The 25,753-nt window shown below is 69.4% G+C and carries 19 protein-coding genes and 1 pseudogene; 5 read left to right on the top strand and 15 right to left on the bottom strand.

Translation table 11 applies throughout. The annotated features are described in order from the left end of the window. The first annotated feature begins 90 nt into the window (after positions 1-90). Positions 91-1,857: an SGNH/GDSL hydrolase family protein gene (locus RFN52_RS32745; RefSeq protein WP_184851693.1), complete on the top strand. Its 1,767-nt coding sequence runs from the start codon at positions 91-93 to the stop codon at positions 1,855-1,857. 5 nt (positions 1,858-1,862) lie between these two features. Here RFN52_RS32745 and RFN52_RS32740 read toward each other — a convergent pair whose 3' ends face one another. The 4 genes from RFN52_RS32740 to RFN52_RS32725 are packed head-to-tail and all read right to left on the bottom strand — an operon-like array spanning position 1,863 to position 5,520. Next, positions 1,863-2,642: an exodeoxyribonuclease III gene (locus tag RFN52_RS32740; protein WP_184851691.1), complete on the bottom strand. Its 780-nt coding sequence runs from the start codon at positions 2,640-2,642 to the stop codon at positions 1,863-1,865. A 45-nt stretch (positions 2,643-2,687) separates the two neighbouring features. Continuing rightward, complete coding sequence (locus RFN52_RS32735; RefSeq protein ID WP_184851689.1) at positions 2,688-3,323, bottom strand: MBL fold metallo-hydrolase; 636 nt, start codon at positions 3,321-3,323, stop codon at positions 2,688-2,690. 34 nt (positions 3,324-3,357) lie between these two features. Further along, on the bottom strand, positions 3,358-4,665 hold the full coding sequence (gene pcaDC / locus RFN52_RS32730; protein WP_184851687.1) for a bifunctional 3-oxoadipate enol-lactonase/4-carboxymuconolactone decarboxylase PcaDC: 1,308 nt from the start codon (positions 4,663-4,665) through the stop codon (positions 3,358-3,360). Between the two features lie 30 nt (positions 4,666-4,695). Continuing rightward, positions 4,696-5,520 (bottom strand): transposase, encoded by an 825-nt coding sequence (locus RFN52_RS32725; protein ID WP_184854114.1) that lies wholly within the window; start codon positions 5,518-5,520, stop codon positions 4,696-4,698. 457 nt (positions 5,521-5,977) lie between these two features. Between RFN52_RS32725 and RFN52_RS32720 the strand changes: the two genes are divergently transcribed. Next, positions 5,978-6,247, top strand: a complete 270-nt coding sequence (locus RFN52_RS32720; RefSeq protein WP_311241108.1) for a GH32 C-terminal domain-containing protein — start codon at positions 5,978-5,980, stop codon at positions 6,245-6,247. Between the two features lie 79 nt (positions 6,248-6,326). On the opposite strand, the gene RFN52_RS32715 is transcribed toward RFN52_RS32720, so the two are convergent. After that, a complete protein-coding gene (locus RFN52_RS32715) occupies positions 6,327-8,489 on the bottom strand; it encodes a GH32 C-terminal domain-containing protein (protein WP_311241249.1) in 2,163 nt (720 codons plus the stop codon). A 382-nt stretch (positions 8,490-8,871) separates the two neighbouring features. Here RFN52_RS32715 and RFN52_RS32710 point away from each other — a divergent pair, with 382 nt between their 5' ends. Continuing rightward, positions 8,872-9,930, top strand: a complete 1,059-nt coding sequence (locus tag RFN52_RS32710) for a carbohydrate kinase family protein (protein WP_184851683.1) — start codon at positions 8,872-8,874, stop codon at positions 9,928-9,930. Between the two features lie 136 nt (positions 9,931-10,066). On the opposite strand, the gene RFN52_RS32705 is transcribed toward RFN52_RS32710, so the two are convergent. Next, positions 10,067-10,408, bottom strand: coding sequence for a hypothetical protein (locus RFN52_RS32705; RefSeq protein ID WP_184851681.1), 342 nt, complete (start codon positions 10,406-10,408; stop codon positions 10,067-10,069). Between the two features lie 177 nt (positions 10,409-10,585). Here RFN52_RS32705 and RFN52_RS32700 point away from each other — a divergent pair, with 177 nt between their 5' ends. Beyond that, entirely contained in the window at positions 10,586-10,783 is a 198-nt protein-coding gene (locus RFN52_RS32700; RefSeq protein ID WP_184851679.1) for a hypothetical protein, read from the top strand. Between the two features lie 390 nt (positions 10,784-11,173). Here the strand turns inward: RFN52_RS32700 and RFN52_RS32695 are convergent, their stop codons facing one another. The 5 genes from RFN52_RS32695 to RFN52_RS32675 all read right to left on the bottom strand — a co-directional run bounded on the left by RFN52_RS32695 (position 11,174) and on the right by RFN52_RS32675 (position 19,509). Continuing rightward, positions 11,174-13,465, bottom strand: a complete 2,292-nt coding sequence (locus RFN52_RS32695) for an exo-beta-d-1,3/1,6-glucosidase (protein WP_445082013.1) — start codon at positions 13,463-13,465, stop codon at positions 11,174-11,176. A 444-nt stretch (positions 13,466-13,909) separates the two neighbouring features. Beyond that, positions 13,910-16,222 carry a glycosyl hydrolase family 65 domain-containing protein gene (locus tag RFN52_RS32690; protein ID WP_184851675.1) on the bottom strand — a complete coding sequence of 771 codons (2,313 nt, stop codon included), beginning with the start codon at positions 16,220-16,222 and terminating at the stop codon, positions 13,910-13,912. Positions 16,223-16,328: 106 nt separating this feature from the next. Then, on the bottom strand, positions 16,329-17,216 hold the full coding sequence (locus RFN52_RS32685) for a carbohydrate ABC transporter permease (protein ID WP_184851673.1): 888 nt from the start codon (positions 17,214-17,216) through the stop codon (positions 16,329-16,331). After that, positions 17,213-18,172 carry a carbohydrate ABC transporter permease gene (locus RFN52_RS32680; RefSeq protein WP_184851671.1) on the bottom strand — a complete coding sequence of 320 codons (960 nt, stop codon included), beginning with the start codon at positions 18,170-18,172 and terminating at the stop codon, positions 17,213-17,215. The genes RFN52_RS32685 and RFN52_RS32680 overlap by 4 nt, the downstream gene beginning before the upstream one ends. Further along, on the bottom strand, positions 18,172-19,509 hold the full coding sequence (locus RFN52_RS32675; protein WP_311241106.1) for an ABC transporter substrate-binding protein: 1,338 nt from the start codon (positions 19,507-19,509) through the stop codon (positions 18,172-18,174). Before RFN52_RS32675 ends, RFN52_RS32680 begins: the two co-directional genes overlap by 1 nt. 439 nt (positions 19,510-19,948) lie before the next feature. Here RFN52_RS32675 and RFN52_RS32670 point away from each other — a divergent pair, with 439 nt between their 5' ends. Then, positions 19,949-21,037, top strand: coding sequence for a LacI family DNA-binding transcriptional regulator (locus RFN52_RS32670; RefSeq protein ID WP_184851669.1), 1,089 nt, complete (start codon positions 19,949-19,951; stop codon positions 21,035-21,037). Positions 21,038-21,390: 353 nt separating this feature from the next. On the opposite strand, the pseudogene aztD reads toward RFN52_RS32670, so the two are convergent. The 4 genes and pseudogenes from aztD to aztB all read right to left on the bottom strand — a co-directional run bounded on the left by aztD (position 21,391) and on the right by aztB (position 25,749). Next, positions 21,391-22,590 (bottom strand): annotated as a pseudogene (gene aztD / locus RFN52_RS32665) (zinc metallochaperone AztD). 91 nt (positions 22,591-22,681) lie between these two features. Further along, positions 22,682-23,641: a zinc ABC transporter substrate-binding protein AztC gene (aztC, locus tag RFN52_RS32660; RefSeq protein ID WP_184851667.1), complete on the bottom strand. Its 960-nt coding sequence runs from the start codon at positions 23,639-23,641 to the stop codon at positions 22,682-22,684. Further along, the gene (locus tag RFN52_RS32655) at positions 23,638-24,870 is read right to left on the bottom strand and encodes a hypothetical protein (RefSeq protein ID WP_184851665.1); all 1,233 of its coding nucleotides are present in this window, start codon (positions 24,868-24,870) and stop codon (positions 23,638-23,640) included. The genes aztC and RFN52_RS32655 overlap by 4 nt, the downstream gene beginning before the upstream one ends. A gap of 21 nt (positions 24,871-24,891) precedes the next feature. Then, entirely contained in the window at positions 24,892-25,749 is an 858-nt protein-coding gene (aztB, locus tag RFN52_RS32650; RefSeq protein ID WP_184851664.1) for a zinc ABC transporter permease AztB, read from the bottom strand. Between the last annotated feature and the right edge of the window lie 4 nt (positions 25,750-25,753).

Raw genomic sequence — 25,753 nt, 5'->3', positions numbered from 1 at the left:
GTCTTGTGTCCCGGCTGTCGTTGTCTCTTCGGTTTTCGTCTCTGCGTTCCGTCTGTTGCGTCGTGTGTCGATGAGCGGGAGGAGTCGGCCGTGCGCCGATGTGTCCGGGGGATCCTGGTCGTCCTGACCCTGTGCGGGTCGCTGGTTCCGGCAGTGTCGGCGCAGGCCGCCGAGCGGGGGCGGGCGGCGCCGGTGCCGCTGGAGCGGCTGTTCGACAACGTGGCCGTCAGTGACGACAGCCGGCCCGGGGAGGCCGACTTCGACGGCTCCGGCGCCTCCCTGTCGGCGCGGGACCTCACGGCCGCGGGCTGGACGCCCGGCCGTGCGCTCACCGTGCAGGGCGCCCGGCTGACCTGGCCGAAGCGCCGGCCCGGCGCACCCGACAACGTCCGCGCCGCCGGGCAGGACGTGCGGGTCACGGGCCGCGGGGACGCCCTGGCCTTCCTCGTGGCGGGCACCGCCGGCACGGAGGTGGGCGGCCCGGGCACGGTCACGTACGCGAACGGCACCCGCTCCGGGTACCGGCTGACCGCGCCCGACTGGCGTACCGGGCCGCTCGCGACCAGGGCGGTGGCCCTGCCGCACATCAACACGCCCGGCGGCCAACTCGCCCGGCAGGCCCGCCTGTACGTCGTGACGGTGCCGGTGGTGCCGGGGCGCGCGGTGAGATCGGTCCGGCTGCCGAGCGCGGCCGGGCTGCACGTCTTCGCGGTGTCGGTGCGGACCGCGACGCAGGGCTGGACGGGCAGCTGGACCACGGCCACCGGAGGCTACGCCGCCGTGGGCCCCTGGACGGACCGCACGCTGCGGCTGGTCGTGCACACGTCCTCCGGAGGGCCCCGCGTGCGCGTTCGGTTCGACAACACCTTCGCGGCCGCTCCGGTGCGGATCGGGAGCGCGACGGTCGCGGTGCAGGCGTCGGGGGCGGCCTCGCGGGGCACCCCGGTGGCGCTGTCGTTCGGCGGTGCGGCGGGCGTGGCGATCCCGGCCGGGGGCCAGGCGTACAGCGATCCGCTCGGCTTCTCCGTGCCCGCGGACGCCAATCTGCTGGTGAGCTTCCACCTGCCCGGGACCGTGACGGCCGCGCCGGTGCACGGGCTCGCCCAGCAGCGCTCGTACGTCAGCGAGGCCGGCGACCACGCGGCGGACGCCGCCGCCGGGGCCTACACCTCGGTGATCACCCGCTGGCCGCTGCTCGCCGGGGTCGACGTGAGCGGCGGCCCCGGCTCCGTGGTGCTGCTCGGGGACTCGATCACCGACGGCGACAAGTCCACGGTGGACGCGAACCGGCGCTGGCCGAACGTCCTGGCCGGCCGGCTCCTGAAGCAGAGCGCCGTCCCGCGCTACGGCGTGCTGAACCTCGGCATCTCGGGCAACCGCGTGGTCACCGACCGGTACCCCGGTGACGGGGTGTCCACGGACACGGCCGGGGTGAGCGCCCTGCACCGCTTCGACCGGGACGTCCTCGCCCAGCCGTCGGCACGTACGGCCGTCGTCTTCGAAGGCGTCAACGATCTGCGGTGGGGCACGTCGGCGGAGGCGGTGATCGCCGGGCTGCGCGAGCTGGCGGCGCGCGGGCACGCCCGGGGGCTGCGGATGCTCGCTGCGACGATCCTGCCCTGCGAGGGCGAGGCACGGTGCACCGCCGCCGTCGACGCCGAGCGGGTCGCGGTGAACGAGTGGATCCGCGGCGGCGAGGCCTTCGACGGCGTGCTCGACTTCGACGCGGTGGTCCGCGATCCGCAGCGGCCCGCCCGGATGCTCCCCGCCTACGACAGCGGGGACCGTCTGCACCCGGGCGACGCGGGGCTGGCGGCCCTGGCGGACTCGGTCGACCTGCGGCTGCTGCGGCCCTGAAGCCTCTAGACGTCCAGGTCCACGACGACGGGGGCGTGGTCCGAGGCGCCCTTGCCCTTGCGCTCCTCGCGGTCCACGTACGCGTCGCTGACCGCCTTCGCGAAGGGCGCGTTGGCGTACACCAGGTCGATGCGCATGCCGCGGTTCTTCGGGAAGGAGAGCTGGCGGTAGTCCCAGTACGTGAACGGGTGGTCGTACTTGAGGGGCCGCGGGACCACGTCGGACAGGCCCGCCTCGCGCAGGGAGGCCAGGGCGGCGCGCTCGGCGGGGGTGACGTGGGTGGAGCCCTCGAAGAAGGCGGGGTCGAAGACGTCGTCGTCCGTCGGCGCCACGTTGTAGTCGCCCATCACCGCGAAGGGGCGGCTGCCCGCCGCGTCACCGGCGACGGCGGCCTTGAGGGCCTCGAACCACTGGAGCTTGTAGGCGTAGTGCGGGTGGTCGACCTCCCGGCCGTTCGGCACGTAGACCGACCAGACGCGCAGCGGGCCGCAGGTCGCCGAGATGGCGCGGGGCTCCACCGAGCCGTCGAACCCGGGGTCGCCGGGCACGCCCTTGACGACGTCCTCGATGCCGACGCGGGAGAGCACCGCCACGCCGTTCCACCGGCCGGTCGCGTGGACCGCCGACTCGTAGCCCAGCTCGCGCAGCTGCTCCGAGGGGAACTGCTCCTCGGCGACCTTGGCCTCCTGGAGGCACAGCACGTCCGTGCCGCTGCTCTCCAGCCAGGCCAGGAGCCTCGGCAGGCGGGCGGTGATCGAGTTCACGTTCCAGGTCGCGATGCGCATGCCCCACAACCTACCCGGCGGGTCTGACAACGCCGCCCGGCCCCGTCAGACCTCGGCGGACTCCCCCGGCGTCAGCCGCAGGTGCTGCGCGCCGCCGAGCTGCCCGATCTGCCGGTCGTAGATCGGCCGGGCCAGGTCGGTGAGGAGGGCGTCGTGGATGTCGTAGGCACGCTGCGGCCTCACCTCGCGGACGTAGTCGATGACCTCGGAGATCTTGCTCCAGGGGGCCATGACGGGGAGCATCAGCGTCTCCACCGGGTGGTCGGGGACGGTGAGGGCGTCGCCGGGGTGGAAGACCGTGCCGCCGTCGAGGAGGTAGCCGACGTTGGTGACGCGCGGGATGTCCGGGTGGATCACCGCGTGGAGTTCGCCGTGGACCTGGACGTCGAAGCCGGCGGCGGTGAAGGTGTCGCCGTGGCCGACGGTGTGGACGCGGCCGGGGAAGGCGGAGGAGATCTTCTCCGCGACCGACCGCAGGGTCCAGATCCCGGCGGCCGGGTTGCTCTCCATCGCCGCGCGCAGCCGGGACTCGTCGAAGTGGTCGGGGTGCTCGTGGGTGACGAGGATCGCGTCCGCACCGAGCGCGGCGTCCTCCTCGGTGAAGGCGCCGGGGTCGAGGACGAGCGTCCGGCCGGCCTTCTCCAGACGGACGCAGGCGTGCGACTTCTTCGTGAGCTTCATGGGTCCATCCTGCCTCCGCGCCCTTCCCGCGGACTCACTCCTGGGGAGTGGTCTCCTCACGGATGACCTGCTGGGCCACCTTGAACGCGCTGTTCGCGGCCGGGACGCCGCAGTAGACGGCCGCCTGGAGCAGCACTTCCTTGATCTCCCCCGGGGTGAGGCCGTTGCGCAGGGCGGCTCTGGTGTGGAAGGCCAGCTCGTCCAGGTGGCCGCCGGCGACCAGGGCGGTGAGGGTGACGCAGCTGCGGGTGCGCCGGTCCAGGCCGGGGCGGTCCCAGATCTCGCCCCAGGCGTAGCGGGTGACGAACTCCTGGAAGTCCCCGGAGAACTCGTCGGCCTGGGCGAGCGCCCGGTCCACGTGCGCGTCGCCCAGCACCTCGCGGCGGACCTTGATCCCGGCGTCGTACGGGTCGGGCCGGCCCTGGGCCTGCGGCGGTACGGCGAGCGGGGCGATCTCGGCGACGGGCCCGGTTTGCAGGGGCTGCGGCGGGGCGGGAGACAGGACCGGCTTGAGGGCGGCCGCGGGCAGGGCGTTCTGGCCGGTGGAGGTCTCGAAGACGGGCTGCCAGGCGGTGGAGAAGTGCCGCACGAGCAGGTCGGTGACCGCACCGGGCTGCTCCACCGGGACCAGGTGGGAGGCGCCGGGCACGACGGCGAGGCGGGCGTCCGGGATGCCGGCGACCAGCGTGCGGGCCTCGGCCGGGCCGGTGACCTGGTCGTCCGATCCGACCAGGACCAGGGTCGGTACGCCGACCCGCCCGAGTTCGGGGCGCACGTCGAAGGAGGCGAGCGCCTCGCAGGAGGCGATGTAGCAGCCGGGGTCGGTGGTGCGCACCATCTGCACGGCCCACTCGGTGATCGCGGGCTGCGCGGCGGCGAACCCGCCGGTGAACCAGCGCTCGGGCGCGCTGCGGGCGATGGGGTCGAGGCCGTTGGTGCGGACTATCACGCCCCGCTGCCGGAACTCGTCGGCCGTGCCGAAGCGGGGCGAGGCGGCGATCAGCGCGAGCGAGGCGAGCCGCTCCGGGTGGCGCAGGGCCAGCTCGATGCCGACGGCACCGCCGAGCGCGCAGCCCGCGTAGCCGAAGCGCTGCACGCCGAGCCCTTCGAGGGTGGCCAGCAGCCGCGTGGTGAGGTCACTCACCGACCCCGCCGGGTACGCGGGAGCGCCGCCGTGGCCGGGCAGGTCGAACCGGAAGACGCGCCACTGCTTGGTCAGCTCGGGGATCTGGCGGTCCCACATGTGCCATGTGGTACCCAGTGAGGGACCCAGGATCAGGACGGGAGCCTCTTCTGGCCCGTCAAAGCGGTATTGCAGGGTGTTCGGTGGTGTCTCGCTCACCCGTCTGAGCCTCTCATCTGTCACGAGCCCCTATAACGCGGGGGTGTGGGAAACCGGTCTGACCAGGTTGAAGACCTCGCGGGCGGCATGCCGTTTGAGGCATCGGATGATCTCACGTCGGGTCTTGCCCTCCTGGGTGCGGCGTTCGTAGTACGCCTGGGTGCGCGGGTCGTGTCGCAGCCGGGTGAACACGATGCGGTGCAGGGCGGCGTTGGCCTGCCGGTCGCCGCCGTAGTTGAGCCGGCGTGTGATCCGACGACCGGAGGAGTACTCGATGGGGCTTACTCCGCAAAGGGCAGCAAAGGACGCCTCGGTGCTCAGACGCTCGGGGTTGTCCCCCATGGTGATCAGGAGAGTGACTGCGCTGTCCGGCCCGATGCCCACCGGTTCGAGTAACTGCGGGGCGTGGTTGATCGCCTGGGTGCGGGCCTTGACCGCGGAGTCCTTGGCGAGCTTGAACATCCGGGCGCTGTGCACCGGACCATCGCCGGACTTGGCCCGGGCCCGGGCGCGACCGCTGAGCACGGCCCGCGCGGCAGCCTGCGCATCGAAAGGGTCCGACTTCCCGAGCAAACGGCGGGCCGAGCGGTCGGGCCGATTCACCTCGTACACCTCGACGTGCTGAGCCAGCAGGTAGCGGGACAGGCCCGCGCCGTAGGTACCGGTGCCCTCCACACCGGCCCGGCGCACCGCCCCCAGCTTGCCGGCCCAGACGAGCAGCCGACGGTAGCCGGCCGCCGTGGCCGGAAAGGACTCGGTTCCCAAGACCTTCCCCAGGGGGGAGAGCACGGCGGCAACATGAACCTCGCCGTGCGTGTCCACGCCCAGGACGACCTCGCCCCGAACGGGGGGGATCCATGCTGGAGGAGATGCTGCGCTGTCTGGTCGTCATGGTGGTTCGCCTCCCGCGCGGTGACGTGCTGGGTGGATGGCACCGGCCCGCTCGGGCGGTCTGAACCGTGATGGCGCCTGAACTCGGCAAGGCCCCTATTGGGACACGCCCTGTGGCTCGGTGACAGCAGACACCATCCCGCACCGGCAGTCGACAAGCCCGTGACTGGACACTTCGGTCAAAGATCTCACGAGTCAGACCCTCGCCCGGGACGGCGCTGCGCAACCTTCCCACCAGTACTGGCACAAAAGCATCGCCCGATCACTTTCGGAAGACTTCGTCCGGACCGGTGACCAGTTGCTGCCGCAAGACGAGAGGATGGCCTGTTTCCTCGTCCGCTCGCGACCGGCATTGACAGACACCCGAGCCCGGACAGCAGCCGGAGGACAGAGTGCGGGAGGTCGTGCCGCAGATGCATGAGTGTGGCCGTCAACCGGTCGACGCCTTCCATCCGAGGGGCCCAACGCGACCCTGCGGATTCTGCTCGACCACTCGGTCGCGGAGGTCTTCACCGCCTCCGGCCGCATCCTCACCCTGCGCGTCTACCCCGTCGGCGACGGCCCTTGGCGCGTCCAGATGGGAGCCACTGGGGTGGCCTCCGCCGCGTACACGGTCGGGGCATGGGATCTGACACCGCCGGAACCGCTTGTTGGCGACATGGCGACCCGAGCGGCGGGCGATACCGGATAGTCAGAAACTCATCGACCTGGTCGGCACGGCTGGCGTGCCGACCGGGTCGATGGTGCTGGCGGGCGGGGACTGCGCTGAGTCAGTCTGTCGGGTTGCCCATCTTCCAGATGGTCATGGACTTGACGACGCTGCCGTCGCCGAAGAGCCGCAGGCCGAGAGAGTCCTGCCGGAAGGGGTAGGCGCGGGTGGTGATGGACTTGTGCGCGTTCGCGTATGCCTCGATCATCGAGCGGTCCAGGAACACGTCCAGTGACAACTCTCCGTTGGAGAGCGTCAGCGGACCTTTCTGGATGCCCAGGTTGGCGTCGACGCTGGAGTTGTCTCCGGATCGTGTTCGGTCGACGCCCAGTTGTCCGGCCGGGGCGTCGTAGAACAGACGGGTCCGTTCTTCGTCCCCGGGGCTGCGCAGCACATCGAGTCCGAAGGTGTCGGCGCTGCCCCGTTCCAGGGTCAGCTTGATGTGGAGCATGTCCCCCTTGATGTCTGCCAGGCGCGCGTTGGCGTCGGCGACGGAGGTCGGTTCGTTGATGTCGAGGAGCGGTTCGCCCACATGGAGCCGGGAGACCTCCTCGACCGGGCCGACTCCCAGGTCTCCGTCAGGTCGCATGGACAGTTGGACGGGGAGTCCGGCGTTGTGGGCCCAGCCGGCGTCATAGTGGGCGCGCTCCGTGCGCCGGTCCTGCGCGATGCTGAAGACGAGTGAGCGCTCCTTGTCGTCGACCGTGCCGCTGGGCCCGGTGAAGTGATCTCCGTAGTCGAGCAGCTTGGGCTCGGTAGTGTCGGGTGTCCATCGGCGGGCCTGGGCGTCCCAGGTGCCGACCCAGTAGTAGACGTACTTGCTGCTGTACTCGGCGGGGCCGACGGGAAAGGACGGGTTGACGAGCAGCGCCCGTCGCTGGCGTCCCTGGTCGTCCTTGCCGATGGGGAGGAAGGCGGGGAGCTCCCAGACCTGGCCGGTTCTGGGGTAGGCCGCCACGTCACCGACCATGAGAGGCCCCGAGTAGGTCCAGTCGGTGAGGTTCTTGGAGGTGTAAAGGAGCGCCGTCCCGCCGACGCTTTGGCCTGAGGTGGTCTGGACTCCCGAGCCGACCAACTGGAACCAGGTGTCTCCTTCCTTCCACACGTCCTGGTCGCGGAAGTCTCCGAAGCGGACCTTGCGTCCGGGGCCGACGTCCAGATCGGCGGTCTGGCTGGTCACCAGGGTCGGGTGCATCTTCCACTCGACCAGGTCCGGGTCGCCGGGGTCGGCGGGGCGTGCGAGTCCGGTTGCCTGATTGGGGCGCTGGGAATCGTTGCCGGCCGTGAACAGCAGGACGGGGACGCCGTTCTCGTCGAGGGTCGCGTCGCCGGACCAGACACCGTCGGGTGCCACACTCCCCGCGGTGGGGGCGAGGGCGACGGGTAGGTCTCGCCAGTGCACCAGATCTTCGCTGACCGCGTGCCCCCAGCCGATGTTGTGCCAGTAGGGGCCGTGGGAGTTGTGCTGGTAGAAGAGGTGGTACTTGCCGTTGACCTGGATGGGGGCGTGGGGCTCGTTCATCCAGTGGTTGGGGGCCGAGAAGTGGTAGCCCGGGCGGTAGCGGTCGCCGTCGTAGCGTGAGCGGTCCATGGCCATACGGGCTTCGGGGATGCTGCCCCCGGCGAATGTCTGCATGTCCTGCTCGTGGCCGGCGCGCACGGATTCGGCGGTGAGCGCGTCCGTGTGGACCTTCACCTCGTCGATCTGGCCGTTGAACATGTTTACGGCAAAGGTGCCGTTGATGATGGCGGGCTGGTTGTGGCGGCCGATGAGCAGGGGAACGTCGGCCTTGGCCAGACGGGCCGTGGTGGGGATGGCTGTCCGGGCGACCTGCTCGCCGTTCAGGTAGAGGCTGATGGTGCCCTCGCTCGGAGCGAAGACCGCCGCGATGTGCGCCCACTTGCCCGCGGCCAGAGCTGCCGCCTGGGGGACCGCCGTTTCGTACCAGGCGTCACCGGTGCCGATCCCGAACTGCCACGCGCCGTGCCGGCCGACGCCGAGCGAGAATCCTCGGCGGGCTGCCTTGTCCTGCTGGTTGACGACGGCCGAGGGCTTGCCTTCGTCGCCCCATTCGAAGGCGCGTGGTGCGACCCAGGCTTCGACGGTCATGCCGTCCGTGGGGAGTTGGGTCTGTGATGCGGCGCGGGTGACCCAGGTGGAGTAGCCGTCGAAGAGAAGGGCGCCGGAGAGAACGCCGTCCTCCTTCCGCTTGGTACGCCACAGTGGGTCGCTGTTCGGCTTGTAGACCGCGTTGTTGAAGACGTAGCTGATGGGATCCGCGCTCTGGCTGATCCGCTCCGTGGTCGCGGTGCCCTGGCCCTCGGCGAAGTCCCAGTAGGCGGCGAGCCCCTCGATGCCCGGCGACTTCGCAGTCGAGGCATGGAACCTGACCCCGGGCGGAATCCGTCAGGAACCGCTGCTGGCGAGCCAAGGGCAGGACGCGTAACGCGCCGCCTGTCCTACGTGTCCTCAAAACGCCGTCCTCACCTCGAAGCAGGTGAGGACGGCACCGTCGTCGACCTACCCGTTGACATCGGCGTACCAGCCGGACCCAGGCACAGGAGCCGCAGGCCCACGCCCTCCCCCAGAAAGGCAGAGAGTCACCATGCCCCGACACGGCTCCCCCAGCAGTGTCACCGTCCTTGGCGAGTGCGTCGCCGACACCTTCGCCGACCCTGGCCGGTCCAGCCTCAGCGAACTCGCACTGCGCGCCCTGCCCGGTGGCGGTCCCGCCAACACCGCCGTCGCCCTCGCCCGGCTCGGCACCCCCACCCGCTTCCTCGGACGATTCTCCAACGACGTCTTCGGCGCCCTCTTCCGAGACCGCCTCAGCGCCTCCGGCGTCGACCTGACCGGTAGCGTAAGCGCCCCCGAGCCCAGCACGCTCGCCGTCGCCGACCTCGACGAGACCGGCCAGGCCACCTACACCTTCTACGCCGACAACGCCGCCGACTGGCAATGGACCACCGCCGAACTCGCCGCCACCCAGCAGGACGACGCGGTCTGCCTACACACCGGATCCCTGGCCCTGGTACGCCAGCCCGGTGCCGGGCACATCGAGGACCACCTCGCCAGTGCCCGCGAGCACGTCACCGTATCCATCGACCCCAACGTCCGCCCCCTGCTCGTCCCGCCCTCGGCCTACCGAGAGCGGCTTCCTCGCTGGTGCGCCCTCGCCGACATCCTCAGCCTCAGCGAGGACGACCTTGCCCTGCTCCTCCCCGGTGCCGGCCTTGAAGAGGCTTGCGACACCTGGCACAGCGCCGGCGCACGCCTCGTCGTCATCACCCTCGGCGGACGCGGCGCACTCGCCTCCCTCGATGGCCACCGCGTCACCGTCCCGACCCCGGCCATCGACATCGTCGACACCGTCGGCGCCGGAGACTCCTTCACCGCTGGCCTGCTGCACCGCCTCGCCGCCGGCGGACACCTCGGCGGAGGACTCGACCGGCTGGGCCTCGAAGACGTCGCCGACGCGTGCTCGTTAGCCGCCCACGTGGCCGCTCTGACCTGCTCCGTCCCCGGCGCGAACCCGCCCAGGGCAGAACACCTGGCGACCCCGTTCCTCTCCGGGGAACGCCGCTTCACCAAGTCGGCGTCCCGTCCACTTCCACCCTCGTGCCCTGACCATGACCAAACCGCACACGCAAGGGCAGTGCCGTAGCCGACGCCGGTGGTGACCAACATGGTCGAGCTGTCGGCGACCATCGCGTGGCGGTACATATTGATCCGAAACGGTAGGTTTTCCACTCGCCCAGCACATTGCGAGCCCGAGCGCATGGCTGCTTTTGCAGGTTGCTTCAGGCTGTGGTCAAGCGGTCGAGCAGGTCACATGCGGAGTTCTGGAGTTCGGCGATGGTTGGGGCGAGGGCTCGTTGAGCAGCGACTTGGGCCGCGGCCAGGGCCGGTTGCCAGTGGGCGGTGTGTTCGACGTCGTGGTAGGCGCGTTGGGCCGCTGCCCGGGCGGCGTCGCGGATGGCAGGCGGCGAGTACTGGTTCATAGCTGTCCTGGAGTCCCGGACGGCAGCCCAGCCGGCGGCCTTGGCGCGGATCCAGACGTAGGGCCCGACGGCCGGGCCGACTGTGCGCCGGGCGGCTTCCTCGGCACTGCGGCGGGTCATGCGTTCGTCGGCCTTTCGCATGTCGCGCTCCCAACGCGGAGCGGCCCGCTTGGCATCGCGGGCGGCCCGCCGCACCACAGTGGGCGCGGCCTGCAAGATCTCCCGACGGGCGCGCCTTGCGGCCTCTACTGCCATGTCTCGGGTGGCGCGGCGCTCGGCTTCCAGGATGTCGTTCCATCCGGCTTCCCGAGCGGCCGCATGAACTACCGCCTCCATGGCGGCCCCAGCATTCCCCATAGCGATCTGGACTATGTGATCGATCTGGCTGTCCGGGGCATCCAGGGCGAGCCGGGGGACGGCTTTGAAGGCATCGCGCACGGCAGGCCCCCCAGCCAGGGCCGCGGCGCGCTAAACGCCGTGTCCCTGCCCGCCAGCCGCAGCCTCGCTGGCGTGTAGGTCCGGATCAACCAGTCGGCGCACATCCAGGCGTGAGCGCAGTCGGCAGGCATACAGGGAACATCTTTCATCTCCCCATCACCCGCGTAGGCGGCGAGGATACCGATTTGGCTGACGTCAACGGCGCAACGCGTGCCAACGACCCGGCGGATATAGGGCCGCAGCAGCTGTGTCCGGTGCACGTCCGGAATTCCTGGGTGCGGCGCCAGCGTTCAACGTGACCCGGTCGGTGCTGTATTTGGTGGTGAACGCCTGCAACGCACCTGCCATCGTTCGCTTGCCCGCACGCTGTCACCGGGTGGGTCCGCGACCTGTGCGGCGCCACGCCCCGGCCCCCGTCGCAGCGACGAGGCACCGCAGCTCGTCGAAGCATGGCAGGGTGACGGAATGTCATGGCTGGCTGAGGGTGAAACGGGCGCGAAGCAGGTCGGCGGCGCGTGAGCTGTGGCCGACGAGCAGGTCGAACGCTCCGGGCTCGACGATCCGGCGGCCTTCGGCGTCGACCAGGGAGCATGCCGCGGCGGGGATCGCCAGCCGGACCCGCACGCTGTCACCGGGTGGGACCGTGACCTGCCGCCAGGCCTTGAGTTCCCGCTCTGCCCACGTGACGCTCGTGACCGCGTCGCTGATGTAGGCCTGCACGGTCTCCAGTACCGGCCGAGCGCCGGTGTTGAAGACGGTTACCTCGGCGCGCACCACGCCGTCCAAGGGCACGACTTCATCGAGGACGGCCAGGTCGGTGTACTCGATGGTGCTGTAGGACAGGCCCTCCCCGAAGACGAAGAGTGGTTCCTGGGTCAGGTCGGCGTAACGGTCACCGTGCTGGCCGCGCACCTGGTTGTAGTAGACGGGCTGCTGCCCGACATGGCGTGGCACGGACAGGGGCAGGCGTCCCGACGGCTCGATGAGACCGAGGACGAGTTCGGCCACCGCCTGGCCGCCTCGCATGCCGGGGTTGAACGCCTCGATCAGCGCTGACGCCGCCAGCGCGGCGTCGGGGAGTACCGAGGGCTTGCTGTGGATCAGCACGACGACGACGGGTGTTGCGGTGGCGACGAGCGCCTCGAGGAGGGCGACCTGTCCGCCCTGCAGCTCCAGGGTCGCGGTCGAGCAGGTTTCACCGGTCAGCGCGACGGTGTCTCCGACGACGGCGAGGACGTAATCCGCCGCGCGCGCGAGGCTCACCGCCTCCGCGATCTGAGCCTCGTCGACGGGCGCGGGCGCAAGCAGAGGCGGACGTGGCTGTCCGTCGGGGTACACCGGCCCTTGCGGGTCGGGCACCAGGCGCTCGATGTCGGCGCCGCGGGCGTAGGTGACCGTCCACCCGTCGGGAACGGCTGTGCGGAACCCGTCGAGCACCGTCGTGACGGTCTCGCGCGGGTGCCCGTCCGGCATCCAGTCCACCTGACCGGAAGCGCCGGCCCAGTCGCCGAGCATGGCCTGCGGGTCGTCGCCGTTGGGACCGATCACGGCAATCGTGCGAGGGCCCTCAGGGGTCACGGTGTGGCCCTGACCGTCTACCGTCAATCCGCCCTCCAAGGGCAAGGTGCCGTCGTTGCGCAGCAGCACCAGTGACCTTCGGGCGAGTTCGAGGTTGAGGGCGGTGTGCTCGGCGCACCCGATCACGTCGGCCTGGCGTGCCTGGTCCGGCGCGCGGGGGTCCTCGAACAGGCCCAGTTCCAGTTTCAGTTTCAGGATCCGCCGGACCGCCTCGTCGACCTCCTCCTCTCGCAGCCGCCCCTGCGCGACTGCTTCCTGAGCGCCCTCGAAGAAGTCCGGTGTGGTCATCACCAGGTCGTTTCCGGCCCGCACCGCGACCGTTGCGGCCTCCACGGCATCTGCGCAGACCTTCTGCTCCCACACCATCCGGCCCACGTTGTCCCAGTCGGTCACGAGCGTGCCGGTGAACTCCCACTCGCCCTTGAGGACGTCGTTCAGGAGCCACTTGTTCGCCGTGATCGGGACCCCGTCCATCGCCTGGTAGCCGAGCATGAACGTGCGGCAGCCCTCGCGAGCGACCCTCTCGAACGGCGGCAGGAACCAAGAGCGCAGCTTGCGCCGGCTCAGGTCCGCCTCGCTCGCGTCGCGTCCGCCCTGCGTCTCCGAGTAGCCCGCGAAGTGCTTGGCGCAGGCCAGAATCGCTGTCGGGTCGTCCAGTCCCGCTCCCTGGTATCCGCGGACCATCGCGACGCCCAGCTCCCCGATGAGCAGTGGGTCCTCCCCGAAGGTCTCGCTCACACGGCCCCATCGCAGGTCGCGGGTGATGCACAGCACCGGCGAGAAGGTCCAGTGGATGCCCGTCGCGGCGACTTCCACCGCGGTGGCCCGGGCCATGCGCTCGACGAGCTCGGTGTCCCAGGTGCAGGCCATCCCCAACTGCGTGGGGAAGATCGTGGCACCCGGCCAGAACGAGTGGCCGTGGATGCAGTCGTCAGCGATGAGCAGCGGGATGCCCAGCCTGGTGGCTGCCGCCAGCTCGACGGCAGCGTGCATGCGCTCGGGCGAGGCATGCAGGATCGACCCGGCCAGCTTCGTGGCCACGACGTCCTCCAGGTCGCCCCGGGCGTCCAGCTGCAGCATCTGTCCGACCTTTTCCGGCAGCGTCATGCGGGCGAGCAGATCCTCGAGGCGTTCCTCGATCAGTTTCGAAGGGTCCCGGTAAAGCGGTGAGGTCGTGGTCACTGAGCCCACGGGGTGCTCTGGGCGACAGGAGGACTCCGATCCTGCCCCCTGGCCCGCGGTTGCCGGGTTCCGCTGTGCTTGTGAACTCATGAGTTCGATCTCCTGGGAAACTGTCGAGACGGTGCATCAGACGCCGTTGCCTGCGGGGTACGCCTGCAAGCGCGATGGCCTTGGCCACGTTGCCGTACCGGTGGAGGTTGGGTTCGGGCTGCGGACGAAGGTGTCGCAGGCGGCACCGCTTCGCTCAGGGATCCGCGGGGCCCCCTTCGCGTCCGCGGGCCACCAGTCGCAGTTGGTTGGTGCCCTGGGCCTGATGCGCCGCCACTAGGACTGGCGGTGATGACCGGCTTGCGGCGGGCAGCAACGGCGTCGTGGATGGTCAGGCGGTGGCCGGATTGCCTGTCGCGGCGCTGATGGACGCGGAGAGGGACCGCGAACTTGCGGTCACGCTCTCCGCGACGCACCGGCGAGGTCACTGGTGGGCAGCGGGTCAGGCCGGCGGGTTGGCAGGATCAGCGGTGCGCCCTGACGCAGTGGGTGTGTCGCGCCCGCGACCTCTACTTGCGTCGGGAGACCTCCGGTCAGCGTCATCGTGGTGTGCTCCGGGCCGATCTCGACGTCGAACTCGCGTCCCTGCCACAGCATCCGGCGCAGGGTGAGGCCGTCCAACTGAGGTGGCAGGGTCGGGTCGAGCCTGAGTCGGTCTTCACGCCAGCGCATCCCGCTGAAGCCGTAGAGGAACACCTGCAGGAAGCCGCCCTGTCCGGTGGTGAACGTGAACGCGCCTCCGTTACGTCCCTCGGCGAACTGGTTGAACGGTCCGCGTATGAACGGGTCCACGCTGCGCCGCATGAAGTCGTAGGCTGCGGAGCCGGGCGTACCCAGTGCGGCGTGGGCGATGGAGTGGATGGAGTCGGTCATGGACGGCCCGTCGGGGTCGGTGCGCGGCACGTAGTGGTCGAGATCGTTCCGCGCGACCTCGGCGGGCATGGGGTGCTCCCAGGGGTACTGCAGCATCACCACGTCGGCCTGCTTGATGGTTTCGCCGTCGTAGCCGTCGTACTGCGGATGGATGCCCAGATCCTCGTCGTACGGGACCCGCAGGCCGTCGGCGACCCGTTCCCACTCGGGGTCCGCGGCCACGCCCACGACCTTCGCCGCCTGGGTGGCGATCCGCAGGGTCTCCGCGGCCGCGACGTTGGTGTACACGCTGTTGTCGACCGGGAAGTGGTATTCGTCCGGGCCCATCACCTGGTTGATGTCATAGCCGCCGTCGTCGTGGGGAACGGCGGAGCTCACCCAGAACTCGGCGGCACCCTTCAGCACCGGCCAGGCGTTCTCGGCGAGCCAGTCGCGATCGCCGGTGGCGAGGTAGTACTGCCAGTGGGCGAGTGCGACGTCGGCGGTGATGTGGTGCTCGAGGTCACCCATTTCCCAGCCGGGTGGGGTCTGTTCGTCTCCGTGCAGCGCGCTCTCCCAGGGGAACCTCGCACCCCCGAACCCTGTCCGGGCCGCGTACGCCTGGGCCGCGGCCAGACGCTGCTGTCGATAGGTGTTCATGCCCGCCGCGATGTCCGGGTGCTGGGCCAGCAGCGCTGGATACATCCAGGTCTCGGTGTCCCAGAAGACGTGCCCGTTGTATCCGTCGCCGGACAGGCCGCACGGGGACAGGCTCCAATTCACCCCGGCGCGGGTGCTCTGCAGCAGGTAGAACATGCTCGCGCGGACCTGCAGCTGCAGCACCGGATCCCCCAGGACCTCGATGTCGGCCCGCCACAGGTCGTCCCACGCCACCTTGTGCTCGGTCAGCAGGTCACCGTACCCGGTGTCCGCCGCGGCCGCCGAGGCGGCGCGAGCAGCCGGCAACGGGTCTTCGCAGTCCTGGGAACTGGCCACGCCGACGTACTTGGTGACCGTGTACGTGCTGCCGGCCTCCACATCGAAGGTCGCCTGCACACCAACCGACTGGACCTCGTCGGTCTCGAACTCGGCGACGTGTGCCGCCACCCCGGTGGGCAGTTCCAGTCGCGACGCGAGCGCTGCGGTGATACCCGTGCCGAGCGTGGTCACCGTCTCGTACGACTCGGCCGCCGTACCGTCGTAGCCCTTGATCGACTGTTCGGTCAGCCTTGCGCTGGTCCCGTCGAAGACCCCGGACACGCGCGCGCTGCCACTCCAGTGCGGGGTGAAGGTGAGCTGGACGGCGGCCACCCGATGCCGGGCCCGGTGGACCAGTACCTGATACGTGAGATCGGTGCGGCGGCCCGCCGGTGAGGTCCACGTCGCCTGGGTGGTCAGCAACCCGGCCCGCAGGTCCAGTGTCTGCCGGTAGTCGCTGACCGCTCCCTGCTCCGGGTCGTCCTGTTCACCTGCCCGTGCCGCCTGTGGCAGCCAGCCGTAGGTGCCCGACTCGTCGGAGAACGCGAGCGTGGACCAAGTCGGGATGTTCGCGTACTTCTCGATCGGGCCGTCCTGGGCGAAGAACCCGGCCAGGTGCGCCTGGGCTTCGATCGGCGCCGTCGCGTATCCCGTCCCCGCCGCGGGGATCCGGCCACCGAAATAGCCGTTGGCGAGGAAGGTCGGGGCGTAGTCATCGTCGGTTTCGGTCGTGCTGAGCGTCCACCCGGTGTCGGGCCGGGATTCTTCTGTGGCGGTGGTGGTGTGGTCGTCGTGACCGGGAGGGGCGTGCCGGGACCGCGCGGGTGCCGGGTCGTGGGTGGGGTTGCCCTGGTCGGAGGGGTCTCCGTGGGGGGTCATGCGTGCCCTTCTCTGATAGGTCTTGTTGTGGGGTGCGTGGGCTGGGTGCGCTGGGTGGCTGGGCGTAGCCCGGAGTTCGATGGCCGGCCTTCTGAATGTGCGTGGCTCAGGACTTGGAGCCGGACAGGGCGATGCCTTCGACGATCTGGCGTTGCGCGAACGCGAACACGATCAACATCGGCGCCGCCAGCAATGTCGTGGCGGCCATCAGAGCGGGCCAGTCAGAGACGTACTGGCCCTTGAACTGGTTGACCAGCAGCGGCAGCGTGAACTTCTCGGAGCTGTTCAGGAAGATCAGCGGGAAGAAGAAGTTGTTCCACTGGCCGAGGAAGGTGAAGATCCCCAGCGCCGTGAGAGGGGTGCGCAGCAGCGGCAGGATGATCGTCACGAACCGGCGCACCCGCCCGGCGCCGTCGATCTGGGCGGCTTCCTCCAACTCCACGGGGATGCCTTTGATGTACTGACGCAGCAGGAAGACGCCGAAGGCGTTGAACAGTGCGGGCGGCACGATGATCGCGGCATGGGTGTCCACCCAGCCCAGCCAGCCCATGATGATGTACAGCGGGATGATCGTGAGCTGGCCGGGGACCATCATGGTCGCAAGGAAGACAATGAACAGCGGGCGGCGGCCCCAGAAGTCGATCCGCGAGAACGCGTAGGCGGCCATCGCCGAGGTGAGCAGGGAGACCGCGGTGACCGTCAGGGCGATGTAGGTGCTGTTCCAGAACCCGCGGACGAAGTCGGCCCCGCCCAGAGCGGTGCGGTAGCCCTGCTCGGTCCAGTCCTGAGGCAAGAGCTTGGGCGGCTGTACGAAGATCTCGCTCAAGGGTTTGAACGAGGAGAACAGCATCCAGGCGAACGGCAGCGCCATGCCGATGGCGCAGACGACGAGGACCGCGTGCAGCAGCAGTTTGCGACGGGCGGGCCGGCCGGAGCCGGAAGCCCCCTTGGCGGTCGTGACCGCGCGGCTGAGGGTGTCGGAGAAAGTACTCATTCTGTGTAGTGCACCCACTTCTTCTGGGCTGCGAGCTGGCAGCCGGTGACTACGAGCAGGGCCAGGAACAGGAGGAAGGCGAGAGCCGATGCCGCCCCGAAGTTGAACTCACCGAAGGCGATCCGGACCACCTCGTAGACGATGGTGCGGGCGGAGTCCGGAGCCCTGTCGTCGAAGAAGACGTAGATGTAGTCGAACACCTGGAAGGAGCCAATGATCGAGGTGATGGAGAGGAACAGGATGGTCGGGGACAGCAGCGGGATGGTGACGTGCCGCAGCTTCTGCCACTCCGAACAGCCGTCCAGCACGGCGGCCTCCAGGAACGAGCGGTCGATGCTCTGCAGCCCGGCCATGAACATGATCAGCTGGTAGCCCAGGCCCTGCCAGATCCCGACGATCGCGAAGGCGGGGATGACGAACCGGGCGTCCTGCAGCCAGTTCGGCGCGGGCAGCCCGATCCCGCGTAGCGCGTTGTTGACCGGGCTGATGTCGGGGTTGAAGAGCCACAGCCAGATCGCCGCGACCGCGACCGAAGAGGTGATCACCGGGGCGAAGAACGCCAGCCGGTACACCGGGGTCAGCTTGCCGGCACGCTGCATCAGCAGGGCGAAGAACAATCCCGTGAGCATCAGTCCCGGCACCTGCAACACCGTGAACCAGACGGTGTTGACCGCCGCGCGCTGAATGCGCTGGGAGGACATGACCTCCGTGAAGTTGGACAGGCCCGCGAAGGACCGGGTGCCGAACCCGTCCCAGTGGTAGAACGCCAGCACCAGGGCGAACAGCAGCGGGCCGACCATGAACACCACCAGCCCCAGCAACTGGGGCGCCAGGAACAGGTATCCCGCGGCCGTGTCCCGGCCCCGCCGACGCCGGCTCCGGCGGTCCGGGTGGACGTCCGGGTCCGCGGACGTCAGCCGCGCCCGGGCCCGGGAACCGGCGCTGCTGACGGCCATCAGGCGCCCCCGTTGATCAGCTTGACCACCTTGCCGCTGAACGAACGCGGCGTCTCGTTGCCCGCCTTGAGCATCTTGTCCACCATCACCGGGAGCTCTCGGGCGACCTTCGCGTTGCTGGCGATCGCGCTGGGGACGGCGTAGCCCTTGGCCGCGACATCGTTGAACAGGCTGCCGTGCGCGGGCACGTTGCCCTCGGTGACGACGTCGTCCAGGCCCTTGATCGACGGCACCGCGTTGCCGCCGCCGGACAGGCGGAACCTCTGCCCCTCGGCGTTCAGGAAGTTGCCGAGGAACTCCAGCGCCTTGGCCTGGTTCTTGGACTTGGCGTTGACCGACAGCGCCGCCGTGTTGACCGGTACCGGCATGACGTCCTTACCGGACAGGGAGGGCAAGGGGGTGATATCGAAGCCGAACTTGACCTTCTTCATGTTCGGCAGGATGACGCGGGGGTAGGTGAGGCAGGCCAGCTGGCCGGCGTAGAACAGCACGTCAGGGCCCTGTCCCTGCGGGAGGGCGCCGGAGTAGGTGATGTTTCCCGACTTCAACTGCTCGAACAGCCATGCCAGCGCCTCCTGGGACTTGGGGTCGGCGTCGAACACCGCCTTACCGGACTCGTCGAAGAGCGTCCCGCCGAAGGTGGACATCCAGCCGAACCAGTCGAACCAGTTGCTGCCATTGAGCACCAGCCCCCTCTTCTTGGTGGCGCGGATCTTGTCGAGCAGGTCGGTCAGCGCGCCCTGGGTCCAGGTGCCCGCCTCGAACCGGGCGGCCGGGTCGGTGCTGACGCCCGCCTCGGCCAAGAGGTCCTTGTTGAACCAGAACACCAACGGACTGCAGTCCACCGGCAGCCCGTACAGCCCGGGGCTGCCGTCCGCGGGCCTGCACCACCGGTACAGCCCTTCGTGGAAGTCATCGAGCCTGACCGCGGCGCTGCCACTGTCCAGGTAGTCGGTGAGGTCGAGCACCTGCTTGGTCTCGATCAGCTTGGCCATGTAGATGTCACCGACGTAGAAGGCGTCGGGAGCGGCGCCGGCCGACAGTTGCGGCAGCAGCTTGGAGAGGTAGTCACCCACGACCTGTTGGTAAGTGACCTTCACGCCCAGTTTCTCGGTCATCTTCTCGGAGAACCGACGGAACACTTCCGACTGGGGCGGCCCGTCCCAACCCGCCCACTTCAGTCCAGGTCCACTCCCCGCGGAGCCACCGCCGCATGCCGCGAGCGCGGGCGCGGCGGCCAGACCGAGACCGGCGAACATGCCCGCCTTGAGGAGGTTGCGGCGGTCAACAGTCGAGGCGGCAGCCGCCTCCTTGATCACATTCCTGCTTCTGAACACAGTCGTCCCTTCCGCTGACGGTACGTCGCCGTAGAGCAGCCCTTGATCGTTTCGCCGCGTCACGGCGCCTGGTCGAGCTTGTGGGCGCAGGTTCGCGGGCTCTCGGTGTCATCGATAAAACCTTTGTGTTACCGATAAAACGGGGACCGTAGGGGCGTTTGCCGCAGCAAGTCAAGAGGTCTGCACGCACGAGAAGGTGACCGTCGCAGCGGCGCCTGCACTGGGACGCTATCGGGAGAGGCCCGGCATATCCCGTGACCACTTCGCGGATATTCCACCAGTTCACGGGCGTCCTCGGCGCGAGGCGTGCGCATGACACACCCGGGGACGCTCGACGACAGCCCTCAGCGATCCTGTGGTCCTGATCGGCGCGACGCTGCGGGCGGGCGGGGGTCGAACATGCTTGACTGTCGCACTCCCTGCCCACCAGAATGAACGGATGAGTTTTACCGATCAACCATCGGTTCCGCAGCGCGGTCGCAAGCCGGCCGCTGAGGGAACGTCCGCGTCGTCAAGGCCGACCATGGCCATGGTGGCGGCGCGGGTGGGAGTCTCCAAGCAGACCGTTCACTACGCCTTGAACTCCCCGGACCGTCTCAGCCCAACTACGTTGCGGCGGGTCCTCAAAGCAGTCGACGAGTTGGGTTACCGACCCAACCAGGCTGCGCGTTCACTGCGCACGCAGTCTCCGCGGGCCGTGGGCTTTCGGCTGTTGCCGACCACCGAAGGTCAGTCGGGCGGGGTATGGGCGAGCTTTCTCTACGAACTCTCGGTAGCGGCACACCGAGCCGACCATGCGGTCTACTGCCACCCCGCCGCCACCGACGAGGAAGAGATCCAGGTCATCCAGGAGATCTTCAGCACGAACACCGTCGACTGCTTCGTGATCACTTTCACCCAGGACCACGACCCTCGCATCACCTTCCTACGCGAACGCGGCATTCCCTTCGTCTCCTTCGGGCGCCCCTGGGGTCATCCCATGTCGGACACGTGGTGGGTCGACGTCGACGGCGCCGCCGGTATGGAGCAGGCCGTGGACCATCTCGCCGAACGCGGTCACCGGCGCATTGCCTACTTGGGCTTGGACGGGCGCAACGGGTTCGGGGACGACCGGGAGTCCGGCTGGCGCCGCGCCATGCGTGCACACGGCTTCTCGACCCGTGATCTCGCGGTCCGCGGGTCCGACGAGATCAGCACGGGCCGGGAGCTCGCTGTTCGACTCCTCGACAGGAAGCAGCCGCCGACAGGCTTCGTGTGCGTCAGCGACACGATCGCGATCGGTGCGCTCCAGGCGTGCCGGGAGCGGGGACTGGCCGTCGGCCGTGACGTCGGCGTCGTGGGATTCGACGACAGCGTCGGCGCACACTTCGTCGACCCGGGATTGACCAGCCTCGCCCAGCCACTGGAATTGGTCGCACGACACACCATGCGCCTCCTCCTCGACCGGCTCAAGGACCCGGACGCCAAGGCCGAACAGGTCCTTCTCCGGCCCACCCTCGTGGTCCGAGAAAGCACCGTGCCCCGGTGAGTCCCAGCCAGGCTTCGCGGCTGCAGCGCGCTCCCGCCTCGACGCGCCGCTCGGGGTTGTCCCCCATGGTGATCAGGAGAGCGACGTGCTGCGGCGCGGGAACCGCACGCGGAGCCGGTCGGCAACCGGCGCAGGCGGACGAGGGCTGTTCTCCGACGGCCGGATCGCCCAGCATTGAGGTACGAACTACCTGTTCCGCAGCAAGGTGATCGGGGCTCGAACCATCCTCCAGGGGCGGGGAGTGACGTCGGCAGAGTAAGCGCCACACCCTGGTGGACCGGCTGCCTGGTGACCACTGGGAGCGGTGCGCACCAGGCCACTCCACCGGCCCGCCCCTCGCCGAGGTGGATGGATCAATGTCCGGCAACCACGCCGGACAGCTCGTTCGTGCTCTTCGGCAGGGTCACGGACGTGGCCTTCTTCCCTGACTCGATGTCGACGGCGTGCAGCTTGCGCTTGCCCGGCTCGGAGACTTACGCGGTGTGGTCGCGGACGAAGAGGGTGGGCCTGGCCTGCTGCCAGTCCAGCGGCTCCTGCCACTTGTCCACGACGGGGATCTTCTTCTCCACCTTGCCCGTCTCCGGGTCGATGACGTGAAGGATGCCGTTGGTGCCGAGGACGAGTGCCTCGCCGTGCGGTCCGCGTCCGAGCGAGCGGAAGGAGTAGCTGGTGCCCAGGTCGACCAGGCGCAGCTTCGCGGTCTCGGTGTTGATGAGTGAGATGCGGGTCGGTCGCTCCAGTTCGGCCTCCGGGTCGGTCTTGTAGTCACCGAGGAGGATCGGGGATGCGTCGCTGCCTCGCTGGTTGCCGATGCGGCCGTAGTCGTCGGGGGCGTCGACCTTGGTGAACTTGCCGTCCTTGTAGATCAGGAGGCCGTCCTCGCAGCCGATTCCGACGGCCTCGCCCTTGGCCGCGGCCTCGCCGTGGACGCCGGGGCAGTCCTCGTTGCGCTTGATCTCCTTGTTGTTCTGGTCGAGGACGAGGGCGCCGGTGCGCTTCTCCTCGGTGCCGAGGGTGCTGAGGAGGTGGCCGTTGCTCAGCTCGATGGCGACGCCGTGGTGCGGCTCGGCGGAGGTGTAGGTGCGGCCTTGCGGCTTCTCGCCGCCGTCGAGGTCGTCGGGGTCGAGGACGTTGACCTCGCCGGTGCCGTCGGTGAACAGCACCGTCTTGCCGGCGTGCAGGACGACGTGCCCGGGCTTGGCGCCCTTGTACTCGATGCCGGGGAAGGTCTGCTCGGCGGCGTTCAGGACGCGGAAGCCGGCGTCGGTGGAGACGATGACGTGGGAGTCGTCGCCCGCGGGGTTGAGGCGGTTGAAGCCGGGCAGCTCGATCGTCTTGGCCAGCTTCAGGCTCTCGCCGTCCAGGACGTACAGGCCGCCGTCGAACGTGGCGACCAGCGGTTCCTTGACCGCTACGGCCTTGGCTCCCGGAGCGTTCTTGGCCTGCGTGTCGGGCGAGGAGGTGTCTTCTCCTCCGCAGGCGGTCAGGACCGCGGAGGCTGCCAGGGCGAGAGCCGTGCCCGTGAAGGCTCTGTTGCGTATCGGCTTGTTCACCGGTGTGTTCCTTTCTGGGGCCGCGGGGGTGCGGCGTGGAGTGGGGGTACTGGTGGCCGGTCGGCCGGTGTTCACGTGGGAAGGCTCGGGTTCAGGCGCCGCTCAGGCCATCGGTCATGGCGGTGGTGTTCGCGCGCATCATCTGCAGGTAGGTGCCGGCGCCCTTGCCTGGCTCGGTCAGCGATTCGGAGTAGAGCTCGACGACGCGCACACCGTCGCCCAGCTCGGTGCGCAGAACCTCGGCCAGCCGCTTGGGCTGAGAGGAGTCGGCGAAAACGGTGCGCACTCCGGCCTCGCGCATGGCCTGGGTGAGCGAGCGCAGGTCGGAGGAGCTGGGAGAGGCCAGCGTCGTGCCGCTCGGGATCACCGCGCCGACCACCCGGAAGTGGAAGCGTTCGGCGAGGTAGCCGAAGACGTGGTGGTTGGTCACCAACGCCCGCTGTTTCTCCGGTATGCGGGCGAAGGACTTCTCCATCCAGGTGGTGAGGTCGGCGAGTTGTGTGTCGTAGCGGTCGGCGTTGGCGTGGATCGCCTTTTCGTCCACGCCGTCCACGTGTTCGGTGACCTGGTCGGCGATCAGGCCGGCGGCTTTGCGTACGCGGTTGGGGTCGGTCCAGAAGTGGGGATCGGGCTGCCCGGCTTCCTCCTCCGGGCCGCCGTCGTCGTATGCCTGGAAGGTGAGCGGGACGACCGCCTTGCCCACCTCGAAGGTGGCCACTCCGGACTCGCGGGCGGCGTCCACGTGCCGCAGGACGTTCTCCTCCAGCCCCAGCCCGTTGAAGACCACCAGGTCCGCGCGCTCCAGCTCGGCGGCCTGCACGGCCGACAGTCCGAAGGAGTGCGGGTCGGCGTTCGGTTTCATCAGCACGGTGACGTCGGCTTCGTCACCGACGATCTCCTGCGTGATGTCGCCCAGGATGTTGGTCGTCACCACGACCCGGGGGCGGTCGTCGTCGTTCGCGCAGGCGGTCGCCGCGCCGGCGGTGAAGAGGGTGAGCAAGGCCAGCAGGAACGTGCGCGGGCGCCGTGCCCCTGGCGTCTTCCGCGTCATCGCCCGGTCTCCACCATCAGGGACGGCGCGATGTCCAGGTCGAAGGTGCGCGCGACGCGCAGGTTGTCGTTGTAGTCGATCTCGTGCACGCGTTTGCCCTTGGGGTCGTTGAGGTAGGCGCGGCTGCGGTCGACCTCGACGATCGGTGCCGCGTTGCCGTCGGTGCCGGCGTCCAGGGCGCCCGTGATGAGTGGCTTCGTCCTGGTGACCTGCTTGCCGGTGGCGATGTCGTAGCCGTGCAGCGATCCGTCGGCCTCGAGGACGATCAGCACCGAGCCTTCGCCCGCGGTGTTGACGGAGATCACGGGAGCGCTGGTCCTCACCCGTTTCCATGTGCGTTCGGTGACGTCCAGGACCCACGCGGCCCGGTCGCCGGACGGCGCTGTGAGCGTGTCGCTGCCGGGCCGGTGGTGAAAGTCCGTGGCCCGTTCCTTTTCGGGTACGTCACTGTCGTACGGGATCTTCTCTGCCGTGAACGTGCCGTCGTCCTCCCGGACGAGCAAGGCGCCGTCGGCGCACCCGAGGACGGCTCCGCGCCGCGTGACGGCGTCGCCCTTCGGGTCCTCGCACCGTGCGTCAGGTGACGCGACGCGCTTGCCCTCGCGGTCGTACACCGCGAGCTTCCCGTCCTCCGTGAGGCCGAGCAGGTGCTCCGCGTACGGCACGACGGCTCCCGCGAGTGTCCCGGGAAGCGGGCGGGGGGATCCGATCCTGCCCTTTTCCAGTGCGGCCCGGCGGTAGATGGTGGCCCGGCCGTCCCCGTCGGTCACCACGGCCACGCCGGCGTCGCTGCGGATCCGCGCGTCCGCGCCTGCGGGCAGCCGGCCCACGCCACGCACGGTCGCGCGGTAGTAGTGCACGTGATCGCCGTGGTCCACCATCCAGGCACCGCTGTCCAGGACACGCGTGCCGCCCGCGGTGTGGAAGTAGGCGAACCGGCCGTCCGTGGTGAGGTGCGTGGTGCCCGTCGTCCGGGGCACCTCGTGTGCCTTTCCGGTGATCAGATCCAGGACTCGGGAGTCCCCGGTCTCCGGGTCGTTGAGCACCAGCCGGGACTGCTGCTCGGCCCGCTCCTGGGCCCCTTCGACGTACCCGTGCGGGGTGGAGGGCGAGGCAGCGGCTTTCGGGGTGGACGCGTTGCCGTCCTGGCCGGCGCAGCTCGTGGTGAGCAGTGCGACGGCAACGAGCGCGGCCGACGACCGGGCAGTGACGTTTCTTCCGACGAACAAGGGGATCGCCTCAGGCTTCTTTCAGTCTGTTGCCGCAGCGGGAGCGTCGACGAGGCGCGCACGGCGGTGGTGGCGGAGGGCGGATGCCAGGTGAGAGAGGAAGAACTGGACCACCGCGAGGCCCGAGACCGTCGCGCCGGCCGCGGTGCTCATGTGCCAGGACAGCAGCAGCCCGCCGAAGGTGGCGGTGATGCCGAGCAGCGCCGCGAGGGTCATGACGCCCCGCACGCTGCGCGCCCAGGGCAGCGCTGCCGCGGGCGGCGCGATGAGCAGGCCCAGGACCAGGAGCGTCCCCACGATGTGGAAGGAGGCGACGATGGCGAGCGCCAGCAGGCCGAGCAGCGCGGCGTGCGCCAGGCGGGGCCGCAGGCCGAGCGTGCGGGCCTTGCGCGGGTCGAAAGCCAGGGCGAGGAAGGCCCGGTGGCCGAGGACCGAGACGGCCAGCGCCAGGAGCAGCGCCACGCCCAGCAACACCAAGTCCTGTTCACGGACGGCGAGGACGTCACCGAAGAGGAACCCGGTCAGGTCGACCGCGAAGGACTGCGACCGCGAGACGATGATGACGCCGAGCGACAGCATCCCCACGAACAGCAGGCCGATGCCGGTGTCCTGGGAGAGTTTCGGGGTGCGGCCGAGGGTGGTGACGCCGGCGGTCATGACGGCCGCGCTCAGCAACGCCCCGACCAGCAGGTTGCCGCCCAGCAGCGCGGCGAGCGCGACTCCGGGCAGCAGCCCGTGAGACATGGCGTCACCGAGAAAGGCCATTCCCCTGAGCACCACCCAGGTGCCGGCCAGGGCACAGATCACCGACACCAACATCCCGCCCCACAAGGCCCTTTGGACGAAGGTCACCTGAAAGGGGTCCGTCAACCACTCCATGTGA

Source organism: Streptomyces collinus, from assembly GCF_031348265.1.
Classification (GTDB): Bacteria; Actinomycetota; Actinomycetes; order Streptomycetales; family Streptomycetaceae; genus Streptomyces; species Streptomyces collinus.
Note: the sequence above shows the minus strand (reverse complement) of the source record. Positions and strands in the feature narration are given on the sequence as shown.